The 17,681-nt window shown below is 62.9% G+C and carries 11 protein-coding genes; all 11 read left to right on the top strand.

Going from position 1 to position 17,681, the window contains the following annotated elements:
- The first annotated feature begins 335 nt into the window (after nt 1–335).
- The 11 genes from ACSQ3I_RS09705 to addA all read left to right on the top strand — a co-directional run bounded on the left by ACSQ3I_RS09705 (nt 336) and on the right by addA (nt 17,612).
- Nucleotides 336–1,061 (top strand): response regulator transcription factor, encoded by a 726-nt coding sequence (locus ACSQ3I_RS09705; RefSeq protein ID WP_435998352.1) that lies wholly within the window; start codon nt 336–338, stop codon nt 1,059–1,061.
- A 133-nt stretch (nt 1,062–1,194) separates the two neighbouring features.
- The gene (locus ACSQ3I_RS09700) at nt 1,195–2,931 is read left to right on the top strand and encodes a stimulus-sensing domain-containing protein (protein ID WP_435998351.1); all 1,737 of its coding nucleotides are present in this window, start codon (nt 1,195–1,197) and stop codon (nt 2,929–2,931) included.
- Nucleotides 2,928–3,422 (top strand): HPr kinase/phosphorylase, encoded by a 495-nt coding sequence (locus tag ACSQ3I_RS09695; RefSeq protein WP_435998270.1) that lies wholly within the window; start codon nt 2,928–2,930, stop codon nt 3,420–3,422. Before ACSQ3I_RS09700 ends, ACSQ3I_RS09695 begins: the two co-directional genes overlap by 4 nt.
- Before the next feature lie 107 nt (nt 3,423–3,529).
- Nucleotides 3,530–3,931, top strand: a complete 402-nt coding sequence (locus ACSQ3I_RS09690) for a PTS sugar transporter subunit IIA (RefSeq protein WP_435998268.1) — start codon at nt 3,530–3,532, stop codon at nt 3,929–3,931.
- Nucleotides 3,932–3,951: 20 nt separating this feature from the next.
- Nucleotides 3,952–4,227: an HPr family phosphocarrier protein gene (locus ACSQ3I_RS09685; RefSeq protein WP_435998267.1), complete on the top strand. Its 276-nt coding sequence runs from the start codon at nt 3,952–3,954 to the stop codon at nt 4,225–4,227.
- 182 nt (nt 4,228–4,409) lie between these two features.
- Entirely contained in the window at nt 4,410–5,810 is a 1,401-nt protein-coding gene (ahcY, locus tag ACSQ3I_RS09680; protein ID WP_435998265.1) for an adenosylhomocysteinase, read from the top strand.
- Nucleotides 5,811–6,013: 203 nt separating this feature from the next.
- Entirely contained in the window at nt 6,014–8,611 is a 2,598-nt protein-coding gene (locus ACSQ3I_RS09675; protein WP_435998263.1) for an ATP-binding protein, read from the top strand.
- Entirely contained in the window at nt 8,608–10,122 is a 1,515-nt protein-coding gene (gene tsaE, locus ACSQ3I_RS09670; protein ID WP_435998261.1) for a tRNA (adenosine(37)-N6)-threonylcarbamoyltransferase complex ATPase subunit type 1 TsaE, read from the top strand. The genes ACSQ3I_RS09675 and tsaE overlap by 4 nt, the downstream gene beginning before the upstream one ends.
- A gap of 13 nt (nt 10,123–10,135) precedes the next feature.
- Nucleotides 10,136–10,864: a nucleotidyltransferase family protein gene (locus ACSQ3I_RS09665; protein ID WP_435998259.1), complete on the top strand. Its 729-nt coding sequence runs from the start codon at nt 10,136–10,138 to the stop codon at nt 10,862–10,864.
- A gap of 3 nt (nt 10,865–10,867) precedes the next feature.
- Nucleotides 10,868–14,068 carry a double-strand break repair protein AddB gene (gene addB / locus ACSQ3I_RS09660; protein WP_435998257.1) on the top strand — a complete coding sequence of 1,067 codons (3,201 nt, stop codon included), beginning with the start codon at nt 10,868–10,870 and terminating at the stop codon, nt 14,066–14,068.
- Nucleotides 14,061–17,612, top strand: coding sequence for a double-strand break repair helicase AddA (gene addA, locus ACSQ3I_RS09655; protein ID WP_435998255.1), 3,552 nt, complete (start codon nt 14,061–14,063; stop codon nt 17,610–17,612). Before addB ends, addA begins: the two co-directional genes overlap by 8 nt.
- Nucleotides 17,613–17,681: the final 69 nt, after the last annotated feature.

The raw sequence follows: 17,681 nt of genomic DNA, 5'->3' as shown, positions 1-17,681 counted from the left end.
TGACGTTTCCTTTGCAAAGAAGGTGGAGGCTGGTGATTTTTCGGGAAAATAGACAGCGTTTTTTAAAAGGGCAAGATGCCAATTCTAAAATATTCAATAATATCAATATATTAATCGATTTAAAAAAATAACAGTTCTTTTAAATCGTTTAGAAGAGGTATTTTTATGCGCGGCAAGAGGAGCTGCGGACGGTGCGCCGGCAGCGGTGGATGGCTTTACCCTTTATCTTTGCCACAATTTGTTCCACCTTTATCCTCAAGAAGCGCTTCGATCGCCACCTTGGCTTAGGCAACTGCCGGGAGAGATGCGCACCTATGACGATGGAGACGAACACCATGCAGACAATCGCGCTCGTTGACGACGACCGCAATATTCTTACATCCGTATCGATCGCGCTCGAGGCGGAAGGATATAAGGTCGAAACCTACACGGACGGCGCTTCTGCCCTCGACGGCCTGCTCGCCCGTCCGCCACAGATGGCCATCTTCGATATCAAGATGCCCCGCATGGATGGCATGGAACTGCTGCGCCGCCTGCGGCAGAAATCCGATATCCCGGTGATCTTCCTCACCTCCAAGGATGAGGAAATCGACGAGTTGTTCGGCCTGAAGATGGGTGCCGACGATTTCATCACCAAGCCGTTCTCCCAGCGCCTGCTGGTGGAGCGCGTCAAGGCGATCCTGCGCCGGGCTGCCAATCGTGAACAGGCAGCGGCCGGCACCGCCGCCAAACCGACCCCGGCACAACAGGCGGCCCGGTCGCTCGAACGCGGCCAGCTGGTAATGGACCAGGAGCGCCACACCTGCACCTGGAAGGGTGAGCCGGTGACGCTGACCGTCACCGAATTCCTCATCCTGCATTCGCTGGCGCAACGCCCCGGCGTGGTAAAAAGCCGTGACGCCCTGATGGACGCCGCCTATGATGAGCAGGTCTATGTCGACGACCGCACCATCGACAGCCACATCAAGCGGCTGCGCAAGAAGTTCAAGGTCGTCGATGGCGATTTCGACATGATTGAAACCCTGTACGGCGTGGGCTATCGCTTCCGCGAAGCCGCCTGAGTCGCTGCAGGCGTCCCGGCGGATAAAGAAAAGGCAGGAATGGCCGGGCGATTGAGCCCGCCCCTGCGGAAGGCAGACTGACTTGGCAACTGTGCCCTTGGAGAGGGATGTCGACGATACCGAGAGCCCGGTCGTGCGCCGTGGCACGCGGCGTTATCTGTCGCGCCCTTTCACGCTGATCCGGCGGATCTTCGGCAATGCCGTCTTTTCCAGCCTGACGCGGCGCATCCTGTTCTTCAATCTCGCCGCCCTGCTGGTGCTCGTCGGCGGCATTCTTTATCTCAACCAGTTCCGGGAAGGCCTGATCGACGCCCGCGTCGAAAGCCTGCTGACCCAGGGCGAAATCATCGCCGGCGCGATTTCGGCTTCCGCCTCGGTCGATACCAACTCCATCACCATCGACCCGGAAAAGCTGCTCGAACTGCAGGCCGGCCAGAGCATCACGCCGATCCCGAACGACGAGGACCTGGAATTCCCGATCGATCCGGAACGGGTGGCGCCGGTTCTGCGCCGGCTGATCTCGCCGACCCGCACCCGCGCCCGCATCTTCGATGCCGATGCCAATCTGCTGCTCGATTCCCGGCATCTCTATTCCCGCGGCCAGGTGCTGCGTTTCGACCTGCCGCCGGTCGAGGACGAGCAAGGCAGCTGGAGCAGCCGCTTCGCCAACTGGATCAATCGCATCCTGCAGCCGAGCAACCTGCCGCAATACAAGGAAGCGCCGGGTGGCGACGGCTCGATCTATCCGGAAGTGATGAATGCCCTGACCGGCGTGCGCGGCGCGGTCGTGCGCGTCACCGACAAGGGCGAGCTGATCGTTTCGGTCGCCGTTCCCGTGCAGCGTTTTCGCGCCGTGCTCGGCGTGCTGCTTTTGTCGACGCAGGCCGGCGATATCGACAAGATCGTCCATGCCGAACGGCTGGCGATCCTGCGGGTTTTCGGCGTCGCAACGCTGGTCAACGTCGTCCTGTCGCTACTTCTGTCGTCGACCATCGCCAATCCATTGCGACGCTTGGCGGCGGCGGCAGTCCGCGTGCGGCGCGGCGCCAAGACACGCGAAGAGATTCCGGATTTTTCCGTGCGTCAGGACGAAATCGGCAATCTTTCCGTGGCGTTGCGCGAAATGACCACGGCGCTCTACGACCGCATCGATGCGATCGAAAGTTTTGCCGCCGATGTCAGCCATGAATTGAAGAACCCGCTGACCTCATTGCGCAGCGCGGTCGAGACATTGCCCCTAGCGCGCACGGAGGAATCCAAGAAGCGGCTGCTCGACATCATCCAGCACGACGTGCGCCGCCTCGACCGCCTGATCAGCGATATTTCCGATGCTTCCCGCCTCGATGCCGAACTGGCGCGTTCCGACGCCAAGCAGGTGGATCTGGAAACGCTGCTCGGCAATCTCGTCGAGATTTCGCGGCAGATCCGCAGCAACAAGAAACCGGTGACGCTCGACTTCCTCGTCGATCGCAAGGCGCATCCGAAAGCACGCTTTACCGTAACCGGCCACGACCTTCGTCTGGGGCAGATCGTCACCAACCTGATCGAGAACGCCCGCTCCTTCGTTCCCGTGGATGGCGGTCGCATCCTGGTGCGGTTGTCGCGTTCGAAATCGCGTTGCATCGCCCATGTCGAGGACAATGGCCCGGGCATCCAGGCGGAAGATATCGACCGGATTTTCGAGCGCTTTTACACTGACCGCCCGGAATCGGAAGGTTTTGGCCAGAATTCCGGCCTCGGCCTGTCGATCAGCCGCCAGATCGCCGAAGCGCATGGCGGCACGCTGAAGGCCGAAAACATTCTCGATGCCGAGGGCCAGCCCTGCGGTGCCCGCTTCATCCTGTCGTTGCCGGCAGACCAGCCGCTATGAGCCGGCCTGCTGTCAACATTCACGGCACGGCCATCGTCATCGGAACCTGCGGCCTGCTGTTTGTCGGCCCCTCCGGCAGCGGCAAGTCGAGCCTTGCCTTTTCCTGCCTGGTCCAGGCGCGGCGCGAGGGCCTGTTTTCGGCGCTCATCAGCGATGACCAGGTTTTTGTCAGCCTGAATGCGGGCCGCATCGTCGCGCAAGCCCCGGCTTCCATAGCGGGTCTGATGGAACTGCGCGGCAGCGGCATCATCGAAACGGAAATCCTCTCGCCTGCCCTGCTGGATTACGCCGTCCTGCCGGTAGACCTGCGAAATTCGGAGCGCCTGCCGGCAGAAGGCGAAGATTTCGAGCTGTTCGAAGGCGCTCTCCTGCCCCTCTTACGCATCCCGACGACGGTTGCCGATCCGCTGGCAGTCCTCTCCGCCTTCATTCCTTTTAACGGAAAACCGCTTTCCGGGGGCAATTCCTCGCCATTATTGCGACGTTTTTAACTTGCACTTCGTCTTTTCGCTGCCAAGATGTGCCGCCGACGGTGGACGAGATTGTTGCGTTGCGATATCTGCCCACCTGTTTGCGTATCGCAGGGAGCAGAATTATCATGATCGGACTTGTGCTTGTCACTCATGGCAAGCTGGCAGAAGAGTTTCGTCATGCCGTGGAGCATGTGGTCGGTCCACAGAAACAGATCGAAACGGTATGCATCGGACCCGAGGACGACATGGACCAGCGGCGGCAGGACATCCTCGAAGCCGTGACAAGCGCCGATGCCGGGCACGGCGTGATCATTCTGACCGACATGTTCGGTGGCACGCCCTCCAATCTCGCCATCTCCGCGATGAGCAGCGGCCACATTGAAGTGATTGCCGGCGTCAACCTGCCGATGCTGATCAAGCTTGCCGGCGTGCGCGGCGAAAACAACATGGAAAAGGCACTGGTGGAGGCTTCCGAAGCCGGGCGCAAATATATCAACGTGGCAAGCCGCGTTCTCAGCGGCAAATGATGGACCCTTAAGACCCTTTCATGTCCGACCTCTCCCGGGAACTGCTCATCATCAACAAGCGTGGCCTGCATGCCCGCGCCTCGGCGAAATTCGTGCAGACGGTCGATGGTTTCGATGCCACCGTGACCGTATCCAAGGACGGCATGACCGTCGGTGGCACCTCGATCATGGGCCTGATGATGCTTGCGGCAAGCCCCGGCTGTACCATTTTCGTGACCACCAGCGGCAACCAGGCCGCAGAGGTTCTCGAGGCGCTCGACCAGCTCATCCAGAACCGTTTCGGCGAAGAGATGTAATTGCCTTCTTTGACGATATAAAGACATAAAGACTTCTTTATATCTGTGTTGCCTTCCCCCTTGAAGCCTGATACATGGGCTGCAGCATCCGCGTATGCTGCGGAGGTGATTTCCCGCATCCCCTTCCCCGCTTGCCGACCGGCCTTGCGGCACGGGGCTGTTCATCCAGCCTGGAGAGCTTCATGAGCGCTGAAAAAGATTACATTGTCGCCGATATCGGTCTTGCCGACTTCGGCCGCAAGGAACTGAACATTGCCGAAACCGAAATGCCGGGCCTGATGGCCTGCCGCAGCGAATTCGGCCAGAGCAAGCCGCTGAAGGGCGCGCGCATCACCGGCTCGCTGCACATGACGATCCAGACCGCCGTGCTGATCGAGACGCTGGTCGCGCTCGGCGCCGAGGTCCGCTGGGCTTCGTGCAACATCTTCTCCACCCAGGACCACGCCGCTGCCGCGATCGCCGCCACCGGCGTTCCGGTCTTCGCCGTCAAGGGCGAATCGCTCACCGAATACTGGGAATACACCGACAAGATCTTCCAGTGGGCCGATGGCGGCCTCTCCAACATGATCCTCGACGATGGCGGCGACGCCACCATGTACATCCTGCTCGGCGCCCGCGCCGAAGCCGGTGAGGACGTGCTCTCCAATCCGGGTTCCGAAGAAGAAGAGATCCTGATCGCGCAGATCAAGAAGCGCCTCAAGGCTTCGCCGGGCTGGTTCACCAAGCAGCGCGATGCGATCAAGGGCGTCACCGAAGAAACGACGACGGGCGTTCACCGCCTGTACGAACTGTCGAAGAAGGGCCTGCTGCCCTTCCCGGCAATCAACGTCAACGACTCCGTCACCAAGTCGAAGTTCGACAACAAGTACGGCTGCAAGGAATCGCTGGTCGATGGCATCCGCCGCGGCACCGACGTGATGATGGCCGGCAAGGTTGCCGTCGTCTGCGGTTACGGCGACGTCGGCAAGGGTTCGGCTGCCTCGCTGCAGGGCGCCGGCGCCCGCGTCAAGGTTACCGAAATCGATCCGATCTGCGCCCTGCAGGCCGCCATGGACGGTTTTGAAGTGGTGACACTCGAAGATGTCGTCTCCAGCGCCGACATCTTCATCACCACCACCGGCAACAAGGACGTCATCCGCATCGAGCATATGCGCGAGATGAAGGACATGGCGATCGTCGGCAACATCGGCCACTTCGACAACGAGATCCAGGTCGCTGCCCTGCGCAATCTCAAGTGGACCAACGTCAAGCCGCAGGTCGACCTGATCGAGTTCCCCAAGGGCAACCGCATGATCCTTCTTTCCGAAGGCCGCCTGCTCAACCTCGGCAACGCCACCGGTCACCCGTCCTTCGTGATGTCGGCCTCGTTCACCAACCAGGTGCTGGCGCAGATCGAGCTGTTCACCAAGCCCGGCGAATACAAGAACGACGTCTACATCCTGCCGAAGCACCTCGACGAGAAGGTCGCCCGCCTGCACCTCGCCAAGCTCGGCGCAAAGCTAACCGAGCTTTCTGAGACCCAGGCCGACTACATCGGCGTGTCGCAGCAGGGCCCGTTCAAGGCTGAGCACTACAGATATTAATAGGGACTTCCTTATCCACAACATATGGTGGCCGCCGGCTTGACAAAGCCGGCGGCTTCTTTTTTGGGCAGCCATCTTCCCGCAAATTCCCTTAAACAGTATTGTTTTAGCACTTGATTCGCGGTTTTCGGCACGAGGCCGGCCGCCGCGACTATCGGATGTCTTGTCGATCATGCGGCACGAAGGACGGAGACAGACCGGGAATGACGGTAATGAAAAACAGCCTGTCTGGCGGGACGGGCGAACGAGGATGCGAGAACAAGGGATCAGACGAGAGGTCCCGCACTCAGCAGCCCGATAATGGGATAGTGGCACGGAACCAAACCGGAAAACGCAGCCTGCGCGCACGTTTCTGGCGTTTTTGCCTGTCGGGAACGGCGTTGGCGGGATATGCCGGCGCTGCTTTTGCCGGCGTGGAAGCCGAAGAGGCCGTGACGGCCCGTCTGTTCACCTCAACGGAAATGATCACCTCGTCGGTCATCATCGGCGTGATTTCCGCTGTGCTGTTGTCTGCGGTCTGGCTGATCCGCCAGAAGGGCAACATCGAGAGCGAAAGCCGGGAAATCCGCACCGCCCTCTCCGACGCCAACCAGAAGATTTCGCGCTACCATTCGCTGATCGCCGACAAAAACCGGCGCATCGTCATCTGGGATGCGCTGGAAGGCCAGCCGGAATTTCTGGGCCAGCTGCCGGCCGAGACCGGTGCGCCGCAGCAGGACAACGACTTCCTCGCCTTCGGCCGCTGGATGAAATCGCATTCGGCCGGCGAGCTGGAAAAAGCCATCGAGAAGCTGCGCGGCGATGCCCAGAGCTTTGACATGGTGGTTGAGACCCAGCGCGAGGAAGTGCTGGAAGCGCAGGGCCGGGTTTCCGGCGGTCGCGCTTTCGTGCGTTTCATCGCACTCAACAATCTGCGGGCCGAGCTCGCCGAACTGAAGATCGAGCGGGATCGCCTGCTGCATTCCATGTCCACCTTCCAGACGTTGCTCGACGCCATCGACCTGCCCGTCTGGCAGCGTGACCGCGAAGGCAAGCTTGCCTGGGTCAACGAAGCCTTCGGTGAAGCCGTTGAGGCGACGTCGCCCGATCAGGCGGTTCGTGAAGAACGCGAACTGCTGAGCACCGTCGCCCGCGAGCGCATCCGCGCCTCGGCCACGCCGGAATCGCCGTTCCACGACAAGATTTCCACCGTCGTGCACGGCAACCGCACTTTCTTCGACGTCGTCGACATCAAGAGCCCCGACGGTTCGGCCGGCATGGCGATTGATGTTTCCGAAGTCGAGGCGGTGCGCGAAGAGCTGAAACGCACGCTGAAGGCGCATGCCGAAACGCTCGACCACCTGGCGACGCCGGTGGCGATCTTCGATGGCGAGCGCCGGCTGCAATTCTACAACCAGGCCTTCCAGCAGCTTTGGGAACTGGACATTCCGTTCCTGGATTCCAAGCCCGATAACAGCGAACTGCTCGACCGCCTGCGCGCCGCGCACAAGCTGCCGGAGCAGCTGAGCTGGAAATCCTGGAAAGAAAACACGCTTGCCGTCTACCAGGCGCTCGATACCAAGACCGACCTCTGGCACCTGCCGAACGGCCAGACGCTGCGCGTCTTCGCCACGGCGCATCCGCAAGGGGGTGCCACCTGGGTATTCGAAAACCTCACCGAGCAGGTGGATCTCGAAACCCGCTACAACACGCTGGTCAAGGTCCAGGGCGAAACCATCGACCATCTGTCCGAAGGTGTCGCCGTGTTCGGCCCGGACGGGCGCATGCGTCTGTCCAACCCGGCCTTCCGGGCGCTCTGGGGCATTTCCGAAACGGAAGCCAAGCCCGGCACCCATATTCGCGGGCTGGAAACCGCCTGCGCCGTCGCCTACGACCAGCCGGACGGCTGGCGCCGCTTCGGCCAGATGATCACCAGTTTTGACGACGAGCGCCCCTCGTCGCAAGGAACGCTGGAACTGCGCACCGGACTGGTGCTCGATTATGCCGTGATCCCGCTGCCGAACGCCCAGACCATGCTGACCTTCGTCAACATGACCGACAGCGTCCGCGCCGAACGGGCACTGACGGAAAAGAACGAGGCGCTGCGCAAGGCAGACGCGCTGAAGAACGATTTCGTCCAGCACGTGTCCTACGAGCTGCGCTCGCCGCTGACCAACATCATCGGCTTCACCGATCTGTTGAAGACACCCGGCATCGGCGAACTCAACGATCGGCAGGCGGAATATATCGATCATATCTCGACGTCCTCGGCAGTCCTGCTGACCATCGTCAACGATATCCTCGATCTCGCCACCGTCGATGCCGGCATCATGCAGCTGAATTTTTCGGAAATTTCGCTCGACGACCTGCTCGACGACATCTCGATCCAGATTGCCGACCGGCTGCAGGAAAGCAATGTGACGCTGGAAATCACCGCGCCGGCCAATCTCGGCACCGTGGTGGCTGACCAGCAGCGCCTGAAGCAGATCCTGCTGAAAATCCTCACCAATGCCGCCAATTTTGCGCCGGAAGGCTCGGTCGTGGCGCTGAAATGCTGGCGCGAAGATGCAGATTTCGTCTTCTCCGTCGCCGACAAGGGACCGGGCATTCCCGAAGAACTGCTGAACTCCGTGTTCGACCGTTTTGCCGCCAGCGGCAAGGGTGGCAAGCGCAGCGGCGCCGGTCTCGGCCTTTCCATCGTCGAAAGCTTCGTTAGCCTGCACGGCGGCAAGGTGATGATCGATAGCCGACCCGGCGAAGGCACGACGGTGCTGTGCCGCATCCCTTCGGCCGAACTGCCGCAGGTCGTCGCCGCCGAATGAGCCTTTCCCCAACGAGCCTGACGGTGACGCTTGCAGACGAGGCCGACACCATCCGGCTCGGCGAGGACCTGGCACTGGCATTGCGGATCGGCGATTGCCTGGCCCTGACCGGCGACCTCGGCGCCGGCAAGTCGACGCTGGCGCGCGCCTTCCTGCGCGCCATGGCCGACGATGCCGATCTTGAAGTACCGAGCCCGACTTTTACGCTGGTGCAGGCCTACGATCTGCGGATCCCGGTGGCACATTTCGATTTCTACCGCCTGGCCGATCCCTCCGAGCTTGACGAACTCGGTTTCGAGGAGGCGCTGAACACCGGCATCTGCCTGGTGGAATGGCCGGAAATGGCCGAAAGCGAACTGCCGCAAAACCGCATCCGCCTGGTGCTCGAACACGAGGGCGACGGCCGGCGAGCGACGATCATGGCCAGCGCGCCGCAGCGGCAGCGGATCGAACGGGTTTTCGCCATCCGCGATTTCTTGAGACGCCAAGGTCTGGGAACGGCAAAGCGGCGGTATCTGACCGGCGACGCTTCGGTGCGGGCCTATGAATATCTGCCACTCGATGACGACAAGCGGCTGATCCTCATGGATTGGCCGCGCCAGCCGGAAGGCCCCGCCGTGCTTGACGGCAAGCCGTATCCGAAAGTGGCGCATATCGCCGAAAACGCCTATCCGTTCGTGGCCCTGGCCCACGCCCTGCGCGAACGCGGATTTGCCGCACCCGACATCCTTGCTACGGACTACGATCAAGGCATCCTGCTGCTTGAAGATCTCGGCACCGACTGTGTGCTCGACGACGATGGCCGGCCGATTGCCGAGCGTTATGTCGAAAGCGCCCGTTTTCTTGCCGCCCTGCATGAAAAGCCGGTGTTGCGCGACATTGCCGTCACGGCCGACCATACGCACCACATCCCCGATTTCGACCGCACCGCCATCAAGATGGAAGCACGGCTGCTGATCGACTGGCACCTGCCCTGGAAACGCGGCACCCCGGCAACGGAAGCCGAGCGCGAAAGCTACGGCGCCATCTGGGACGATCTGGTCGACCGCCTGGAACGGGCGGAGAAAAACCTGCTGTTGCGTGATTTCCATTCGCCGAACATCATCTGGCGACCTTTCGAACATGGCGTGCGGCGCATCGGCCTCATCGATTTCCAGGATGCGATGATCGGGCCGACGGCCTATGACGTCGCTTCGCTGGTCCAGGATGCACGCGTCACCATTTCCCCCGAATTGCGCCGACAACTGATGGAAACCTATCTTGCCGCCCGGCGGGCACAGGGCGGTTTCGACGAGGACGGTTTTCTTGCCGCCTGGTCGATCATGGCGGCGCAGCGCAATTGCAAGCTCGCCGGCCTGTGGGTGCGGCTGATGCAGCGTGACGGCAAAGCCGGCTACATGAAGCACATGCCGCGCACGCTCGTCTATCTGGCGACGGCGCTCGAACATCCTGACCTTGCCCCCTTGCGCGATTGGTGCGCGGCAGTTGGAATAGGCGGACCCGAATCATAGGCGCCCGTTTCAGATGACGATGACCAATGCCATGGTGCTGGCCGCGGGGCTTGGAACCCGCTTGCGCCCGATCACCGACACGATCCCGAAGCCGCTGGTGAAGATCGCCGGCAAGCCGATGATCGATTATGCCCTCGATGCCCTCGCCGATGCCGGCGTCGAACGGGCCGTGGTCAATGTCCATCACCATGCCGACCAGATGCTCGCCCATCTCGGGCAATACAGCCGGCTGCAGGTCATCGTTTCCGACGAGCGCGACCGGCTGATGAATTCCGGCGGTGGATTGGCAAAGGGCATCCGCCTCCTCGACCGGCAACCGCTTCTCGTCATGAATGCCGATCTCTTCTGGGTCGAGCCACCCGCCGAGAAGACGAACCTGCAGGCGCTGGCCGATTTTTTCGACTCCGACCGCATGGACATGGCGCTGCTCTGCGTCCGGTTGGAGGATACCACCGGGCATAACGGCAAGAAGGATTTCAGCCTCGCCGATGACGGTCGGCTGACGCGGTACCGCGAGGGCGACCCGCAGCCGGTGGTCTATGCCGGTGCCATCGCCATGCTGCCCTCCTTGCTCGACGATGCGCCGGAGGATGCCTTCAACCTCAACATCTATTTCGACAAGGCGATCGCCAGCGGCCGGCTTTACGGGCTGATGATGCACGGCCACTGGCTGACCGTCGGCACGCCCGATGCGATCAATGCTGCGGAAGAAACGCTGGCCCGCCTGCGGGAGCCCGTCTGAACCATGGCGGAGACGCGCCAAAAGACCGTCTGGACCATTCCGCCCGGGCTGCCTTTCCTGAAAACGCTGGCCGCCGCGCTCTGCGATGGCCGGTTGACGGATCGGTTCCGCCACGACCCGGCCGATCCGCTCTCGCTGGCCAAGGTTACGATCTTCCTGCCGACACGGCGTGCCGCCCGCGTGTTGCGGTCGGAATTCGTCGACCTGCTCGGCGGCCAGTCCGCCATCCTGCCGGTCATTCGCCCGCTCGGCGAAACCGATGACGACAGCGGTTACTTCGATATCGATTCGCCGGCTATTTTGGACCTGGCCCAGCCGCTGCCAAGCACGGCGCGGCTTCTCGAACTGGCGCGGCTCATTCTCGCCTGGCGCAACCGCCTGCCGCAGATCGTCCGCGACATCCATTCCGATTCGCCGCTGGTGGCGCCGGCAAGCCCGGCCGATGCCATCTGGCTTGCCCGCGACCTCTCCGACCTCATCGATTCGCTGGAGACGGAAGAGCGCGATTGGGACGATCTCGAAAAGCTGGAAGCGCAGGATCATGCGCTCTGGTGGCAGCTCACCACGGAATTCCTGAAGATCGCCAGCGCCTTCTGGCCGGCGCGGCTGGCCGAACTCGACCGCTCCTCATCCGTCCGGCATCGCAACGCCCTGCTGCGCGCCGAAGCGCACCGGCTCTCGAACTTCCAGGCAACGGGACCGGTGATCATCGCCGGATCGACGGGGTCCATTCCGGCAGCAGCGGACCTGATCCTTGCCGTTTCCAATATGCGCGACGGCGTCATCGTTTTGCCCGGCCTCGACCTCTCCATGCCGGAAGACGAATGGCGGCTGGTGAACCCGGAGCTTGCACCCGGCGAACGCAGCGATCCCGCCACCTGCAGCCATCCGCAACACGGGCTGTTTCATCTGCTCAAGCGGCTGGGCCTGACGCGTGACGATGTCCGCCCGCTCGGTCACGCCGAACCGGACATGGCGTTGCGGGCCAAAACCCTGTCACAAGCCATGGTTCCGGCCCGCGCCACCGACCGCTGGAGCGCCTGGCAGGCAACAAACGAGGCGACAGCGCTCGAAGCCGCCTTCCGCGATGTCGCGCTGATCGAAGCTTCCAACGAACGCGAAGAAGCAACGGCCATCGCCATCGCGCTGCGGCTGGCGCTGGAAGAACCCGGTGCCAACGGCCCCTCGCAGGCCGCGCTGATCACGCCGGACCGCGCGCTTGCCCGGCGGGTGACGGCGGAACTTGCCCGCTTCGGCATCACTGCCGACGATTCCGCCGGCACGCCGCTTTCGGCCACGCATCAGGGCACGCTGCTGCAACTGATGCTGGAGGCGACGCTGCGGCCCGGCGATCCCGTCGCGATCGTTTCGCTTCTCAAACATCCCCTCGCCCGTTTCGGTCTCAGCCGCGACCGGCTTGCGGCAGCCGTCGATGCGCTGGAACTGCTTGCACTGCGCGGCGGTGTCAGCGAGGTCGATATCAGCGAACTCGGCCCGCTTCTGGAAAAGCGCCTTATCGAACAGGCGGACGACCGGCACGCGCCGCAATGGCGCCTTTCGCTCGGGCCCGATGCCGAAGCGGAAGCCCGCGCTTTGGCCGCCCGGATCGCCGCGGCGACCGAACCGCTCGCCTCGGCCCTTGTGCGCCGCCGCCGCGACGGACGTGGATTGACGACGACCTATACGCTGACCGAATGGGCCGAACGCACCGGCCGCGCCCTGGAGGCGGTCGCCATCGACGAACGCGGCGACCTGGCCGCGCTGTGGTCGGGCGAAGCGGGTGCGGCCCTTGCCGATCTCATCAAGAGCATCATCGAGACCGACGGTCAGATCGAAGCGGACGGGCCGCAATGGATCGACATCATGGCCGCCTTCACCACCGGCCAGGCGGTGAAACCGCGGGCGATGAGCCATCCGCGCGTCTTCATCTTCGGAACGCTGGAAGCGCGGCTGCAGAGCGTCGATACCCTGGTGCTCGGCGGCCTCAACGAAGGCTCCTGGCCGGACCAGACCTCGAACAACCCTTTCATCTCCCGCACCATGAAGACAGAAATCGGCCTGCAGCCGCCGGAGCAGCGCATCGGCCAGCTCGCCCACGATTTCGAGATGGCGAACGGCACGCGACGCCTGATCTATTCCCGCGCGCTGCGCCAGGGGGCGACGCCGACCGTTGCCTCGCGCTGGCTGCAGCGGCTTCTGGCCCTGTGCGGAAAGCCGTTCGGCGAAACGCTGAAGCGGCGCGGCGACCGCTACCGTCAATGGGCCGGCCTGCTTGACGGCGGCGAAAACCAGGAAGGCGCACGGCGCCCCGAACCCCGGCCGCCGCTTTCGCTGCAGCCACGCAAATATTCCTTCAGCCAGGTCGGGCGGCTGCGGCGTGATCCCTATTCGATCTATGCCCGCAACGTGCTGCGGCTCGATCCCGTCGATCCCTTCAATCGCGATCCCGGCGCTTCCGAACGCGGCACGCTGTATCACCGGATCATCGACCGGTTCACGCGGGAAAAACACCGGGCGGGGACGCCGGCAGCGGCAGCCGCGATGGAAAATATCCTCAACGAGCTGTTCGACGCCGAGCAGTTGCCGGCCCATATCGACACTGTCTGGCGGCCGCGTTTTCGCGAGGTGGCCCGGGCCTTCCTGCGCTGGGAGCAGGATCGCCAGGGCGAGATCCAGAAGACGCACACGGAAATTGCCGCCGGCTGGGAAATCGGCGAAATCGGTATCCGGCTCACCGGTGTTGCCGATCGCATCGACATCACCGGCCCGCAAAGCGCCGACATCATCGATTACAAGACCGGCTACAACCCCTCGCCGTCGCAGGCGCGCGCGCTGCTTGATCCGCAGCTGGCGCTGGAAGCAGCCGCCCTTCGCGCCGGCGCCTTCCACAAGGTTGGAGCGATCGAACCGGAAAAACTGATCTACGTCCGGCTGCGGCCGGGTGATCGTTTTAACGCCGAAACGGTCAACAACGAGCTTTCCGGCCGTGGTGACCCAAGCAAGAAAAAATCGGCCATCGATCTCGCCGAAGAATCCATGGATCAGTTCATAAAATTCGTCCAATTGCTGCAAAGCGGCGAAAAGGGGTTTGCCTCGCGGCTGATCCCGATGAGCGAACAGGACTTTGGCGGCGACTACGACCACCTTGCCCGTGTTGCCGAATGGTCGACGGCGGAAAACGAGGAACCGGGCGGCGATGAGTGACACCGCACCCCTGCCGGAAGGCGACGATCCGCTGACCTGGATCAGCTGGACGACCGTGCAGCAGGCGGTCGCCTCCGATCCCGCCCGCTCCGCCTGGGTGTCGGCCAATGCCGGTTCCGGCAAGACGCATGTGCTGACACAGCGGGTCATCCGGCTTCTGCTCGCCGGCTCGCGCCCCTCCTCGATCCTCTGCCTGACCTATACCAAGGCGGCGGCATCGGAAATGTCGAACCGCGTCTTCCAGCGGCTGTCGGAATGGGCGATCCTGCCGGACGAGGAGCTGCGCAAGCGGATCGAGACCATCGAGGGCGAACCCGCCGATATCTTCAAGCTGGCGGAGGCCCGACGGCTGTTCGCCAAGGCGCTGGAAACGCCGGGCGGCTTGAAGATCCAGACCATCCACGCCTTCTGCGAGGCGCTGCTGCACCAGTTTCCGCTGGAGGCCAATGTCGCCGGGCATTTTTCGGTGCTCGACGACCGTGCCGCCGCCACGCTTCTTGCCGATGCGCGCCGCTCGCTTTTGACAGCGACGTCCACGGAGGGCGACGCACGGCTGGCGGAAGCCTTTGCGCAGGTGCTGGAACTGGCCGACGAATCCGGCCTTGAAACCCTGCTCGGCGATATCGTCGCCAACCGCAATGCGATCCGCCATTTCATCAACGCCGCTGCCGAGATCGGCTCGGTTGAAGATGTGCTGCGTACCCGCCTCGGCATCGCGCCGGGGGAGACGGAAGCGGCCGTGATTGCACGCTACTGGCCGCTGCCGGAGCTTTTCGGCCCGCAGCTCGACACCTATCTGCGGCTCGCCGACGAAAAGGGCGGAGTGAAGGTACAGGACGTGGCCCAGGGCCTGCGCCGCGCCGCTGCCGAAAGCGACCCGCGGCTGAGGGCACAGATGCTCGAAGGCATTTTCCTGACGCAGAAGGGGGAGGCCAAGGCCGATACGTCGCTAATCGCAAAAGCAATGAAGGATGCGGCCCCCGGCCTGGTCGACGCCCTGACGGCCGTGCGTCTGCATATCCTTGCCTGCCGCGACCGGCTGCGGCTCCTGCGCATGTTCGAGGCGACGCGGGCGGCACTGGTGCTGGCAGAGCGGCTGAACAGCGACTATGACGACCTGAAGAAGGTCCGCAGCCAGCTCGATTTCGAAGACCTCATCGATCGCGCCGCAACACTTCTCACCCGCAGCGGCGTCAGCCCCTGGGTCCATTACAAGCTCGACCAGGGCATCGACCATATCCTCGTCGATGAGGCGCAGGATACCAGCCCGGTGCAATGGAGCGTTATCCAGTCGCTGGCCGAGGATTTCTTTTCCGGCCAGAGTGCTCGCGTGGCGCGCCGGACGCTGTTTGCCGTCGGCGACGAAAAGCAGTCGATCTACTCGTTCCAAGGTGCGCGTCCGGAACGGTTTTCGCAGGAAAGCGAAGAAACGGCGCGCCGGGTGCGGCTGAGCGGACAGGGTTTTTCGCCGGTGCGGCTGCCGCTGTCGTTCCGTTCCACTGCCGATGTGCTCGCCGCCGTCGACCAGGTGTTTTCGCTCGACGGCAATGCCCGCGGCTTAAGTGCCCGCGGCGATCCGGTCGTGCACCGCTCCAGCCGCATCGGCCATGCCGGCGCCGTCGATGTCTGGGACATGGTGGCGCCGGAGCCGGCTGCCGCCGAGGAAGATTGGACCGCCCCCTTCGATGCCACGCCGGAAAGCGCGCCCGCCGCCATCCTGGCCGGACGGATCGCCCATGTTCTGTCGTCGCTGGTCGGCAAGGAAACCATCATCGAAGGCGGCGCGGAACGGCTGATCGAGGCCGGCGACATTCTCGTCCTGGTGCGCAAGCGCGACAGTTTCGTCAACGCGCTGACCCGCGCCCTCAAGCGGCGCAACAATATTCCGGTGGCGGGCGCCGACCGCCTGCGGCTGACGAACCACATCGCCATCCAGGACCTGTTGGCGCTCGGACGCTTCATGCTTTTGCCGGCGGACGACCTTTCCCTCTCGGCGCTGTTGAAAAGCCCACTTTTCGATCTTTCCGAGGAGGATGTCTTCGAGATCGCCGCCCTGCGGCAAACGGAAGACAGCGTTTGGCATCACCTGCAGCAGCTGGCCGCGGAGGGAAATCCGCGCCTGCAGGTGGTGGTCGAGCGGCTTGCCACTTTCCTGCGCATGGCGCGGGAGCTTTCGGTGCATGATTTTTATGCCCGCGTGCTCGGCTCCCAGGGTGGACGGCGAAAGTTCCTGGCGCGGCTCGGAACCGAGGTCAGCGACATCCTCGACGAATTCCTCACCTTCGCCCTCGACCACGAACGCTCCGGCCTGCCGGGCCTGCAATCCTTCATCTCGACGCTGGAGCTCGAGGCACCCGAGGTCAAGCGCGAACAGGACAAGGGCCGCAACGAAGTGCGGATCATGACCGTGCATGCGGCCAAGGGGCTGGAGGCACCGATCGTCTTCCTCGTCGACGGTGGATCGAAGGCCTTCACCCATACGCATCTGCCGAAATTCCGGCTGCTGACCTCGGAAGAGAGCACCGTGCCGCTGCCGGTCTGGGTGCCGGTGAGCGGACTTGGCAATGCACTCACCGATGCCGATACCGCCCGCATCCAGGGACTTGCCGAAGAGGAATATCGCCGGCTTCTCTACGTGGCGATGACGCGGGCCGCCGACCGGCTGATCGTCTGCGGTTATCGCGGCGTTCGCGACAATCCCGATACCTGGCACAAGATGATCGCTGCCGCACTGGCGCAGCACGAAACCTTTTGCAAGCCGGCCAGCTTTTCCGGGCCGGATGGCGAATGGGGCGGGTTTTCCTGGCGTGTGCCCAGCATTTCCCGGCAGATCGAACGCAAGCAGCGCGATACAGTCGAAAACAACGCCCAAGACTTGCCGACGGCTTTGGGGCAGGCCCTGCCGCCGCAAAAATACCTGCCTCGACCGCTCAGCCCCTCCGGAGCCGGGCTGATCGTCGATGACGAGGCGGATGACCTTCTGGTCGCCTCCGCCCTGTTCAGCGACAAGGCACGCGGCGACCGGTCTCTGGAGCGCGGCAAACTAACCCACCGCATGCTGCAGATCCTGCCGGACATGCCGGAACCCGACCGCGAGGCGGCGGCCATCCGCTATCTGGAGCGGGCGGCGCGTTTCTGGCCGGCGGCGGAACGCCAAGGCCTGGCTCATTCGGTGCTTTCCGTCCTCTCCCATCCCGAGCTTGCGGCCGTCTTCTCGTCCGCAGCCCGTGCCGAGGTCGCCGTCATGGGCACGGTGCGCATCAATGACCAGGATTATGCCGTTTCCGGCCGCATGGACCGGCTGGCGGTCGAAGGCGACCGCGTCATTCTCGTCGACTTCAAGACCAATCGCGTTCCACCGGTGAGTGCTGCAGCGGTTTCCCTGTCGCACAAGGCGCAGCTTGCCATCTACCGGGAAATCCTCAAGCCGCTTTATCCGGATAAACAATTCGATTGCGTGTTGGTCTATACCGAGACGGCCAGCCTGATCCGCCTTTCCCCGGAAGTTCTCGATGCCAGCCTTGCCGCGCTCAAGACAAAGTGAGATACCGAGCATTGAAATTCCGTCATCTCAGTATCACATAGGAAGCAACAGAATTCTTCCGCAAAGGAG

It is taken from the genome of Rhizobium sp. LjRoot30 (assembly GCF_964253915.1).
Lineage (GTDB): Bacteria > Pseudomonadota > Alphaproteobacteria > Rhizobiales > Rhizobiaceae > Metarhizobium.
This window is presented reverse-complemented; position numbering and strand designations above follow the sequence as displayed.

Coding starts and splice junctions, on each gene's coding strand:
- ACSQ3I_RS09705 (WP_435998352.1), top strand. CDS start 336: ATGCAGACAATCGCGCTCGTTGACGACGACCGCAATATTCTTACATCC.
- ACSQ3I_RS09695 (WP_435998270.1), top strand. CDS start 2,928: ATGAGCCGGCCTGCTGTCAACATTCACGGCACGGCCATCGTCATCGGA.
- ACSQ3I_RS09690 (WP_435998268.1), top strand. CDS start 3,530: ATGATCGGACTTGTGCTTGTCACTCATGGCAAGCTGGCAGAAGAGTTT.
- ACSQ3I_RS09685 (WP_435998267.1), top strand. CDS start 3,952: ATGTCCGACCTCTCCCGGGAACTGCTCATCATCAACAAGCGTGGCCTG.
- ahcY (WP_435998265.1), top strand. CDS start 4,410: ATGAGCGCTGAAAAAGATTACATTGTCGCCGATATCGGTCTTGCCGAC.
- ACSQ3I_RS09675 (WP_435998263.1), top strand. CDS start 6,014: ATGACGGTAATGAAAAACAGCCTGTCTGGCGGGACGGGCGAACGAGGA.
- tsaE (WP_435998261.1), top strand. CDS start 8,608: ATGAGCCTTTCCCCAACGAGCCTGACGGTGACGCTTGCAGACGAGGCC.
- ACSQ3I_RS09665 (WP_435998259.1), top strand. CDS start 10,136: ATGACGATGACCAATGCCATGGTGCTGGCCGCGGGGCTTGGAACCCGC.
- addB (WP_435998257.1), top strand. CDS start 10,868: ATGGCGGAGACGCGCCAAAAGACCGTCTGGACCATTCCGCCCGGGCTG.
- addA (WP_435998255.1), top strand. CDS start 14,061: ATGAGTGACACCGCACCCCTGCCGGAAGGCGACGATCCGCTGACCTGG.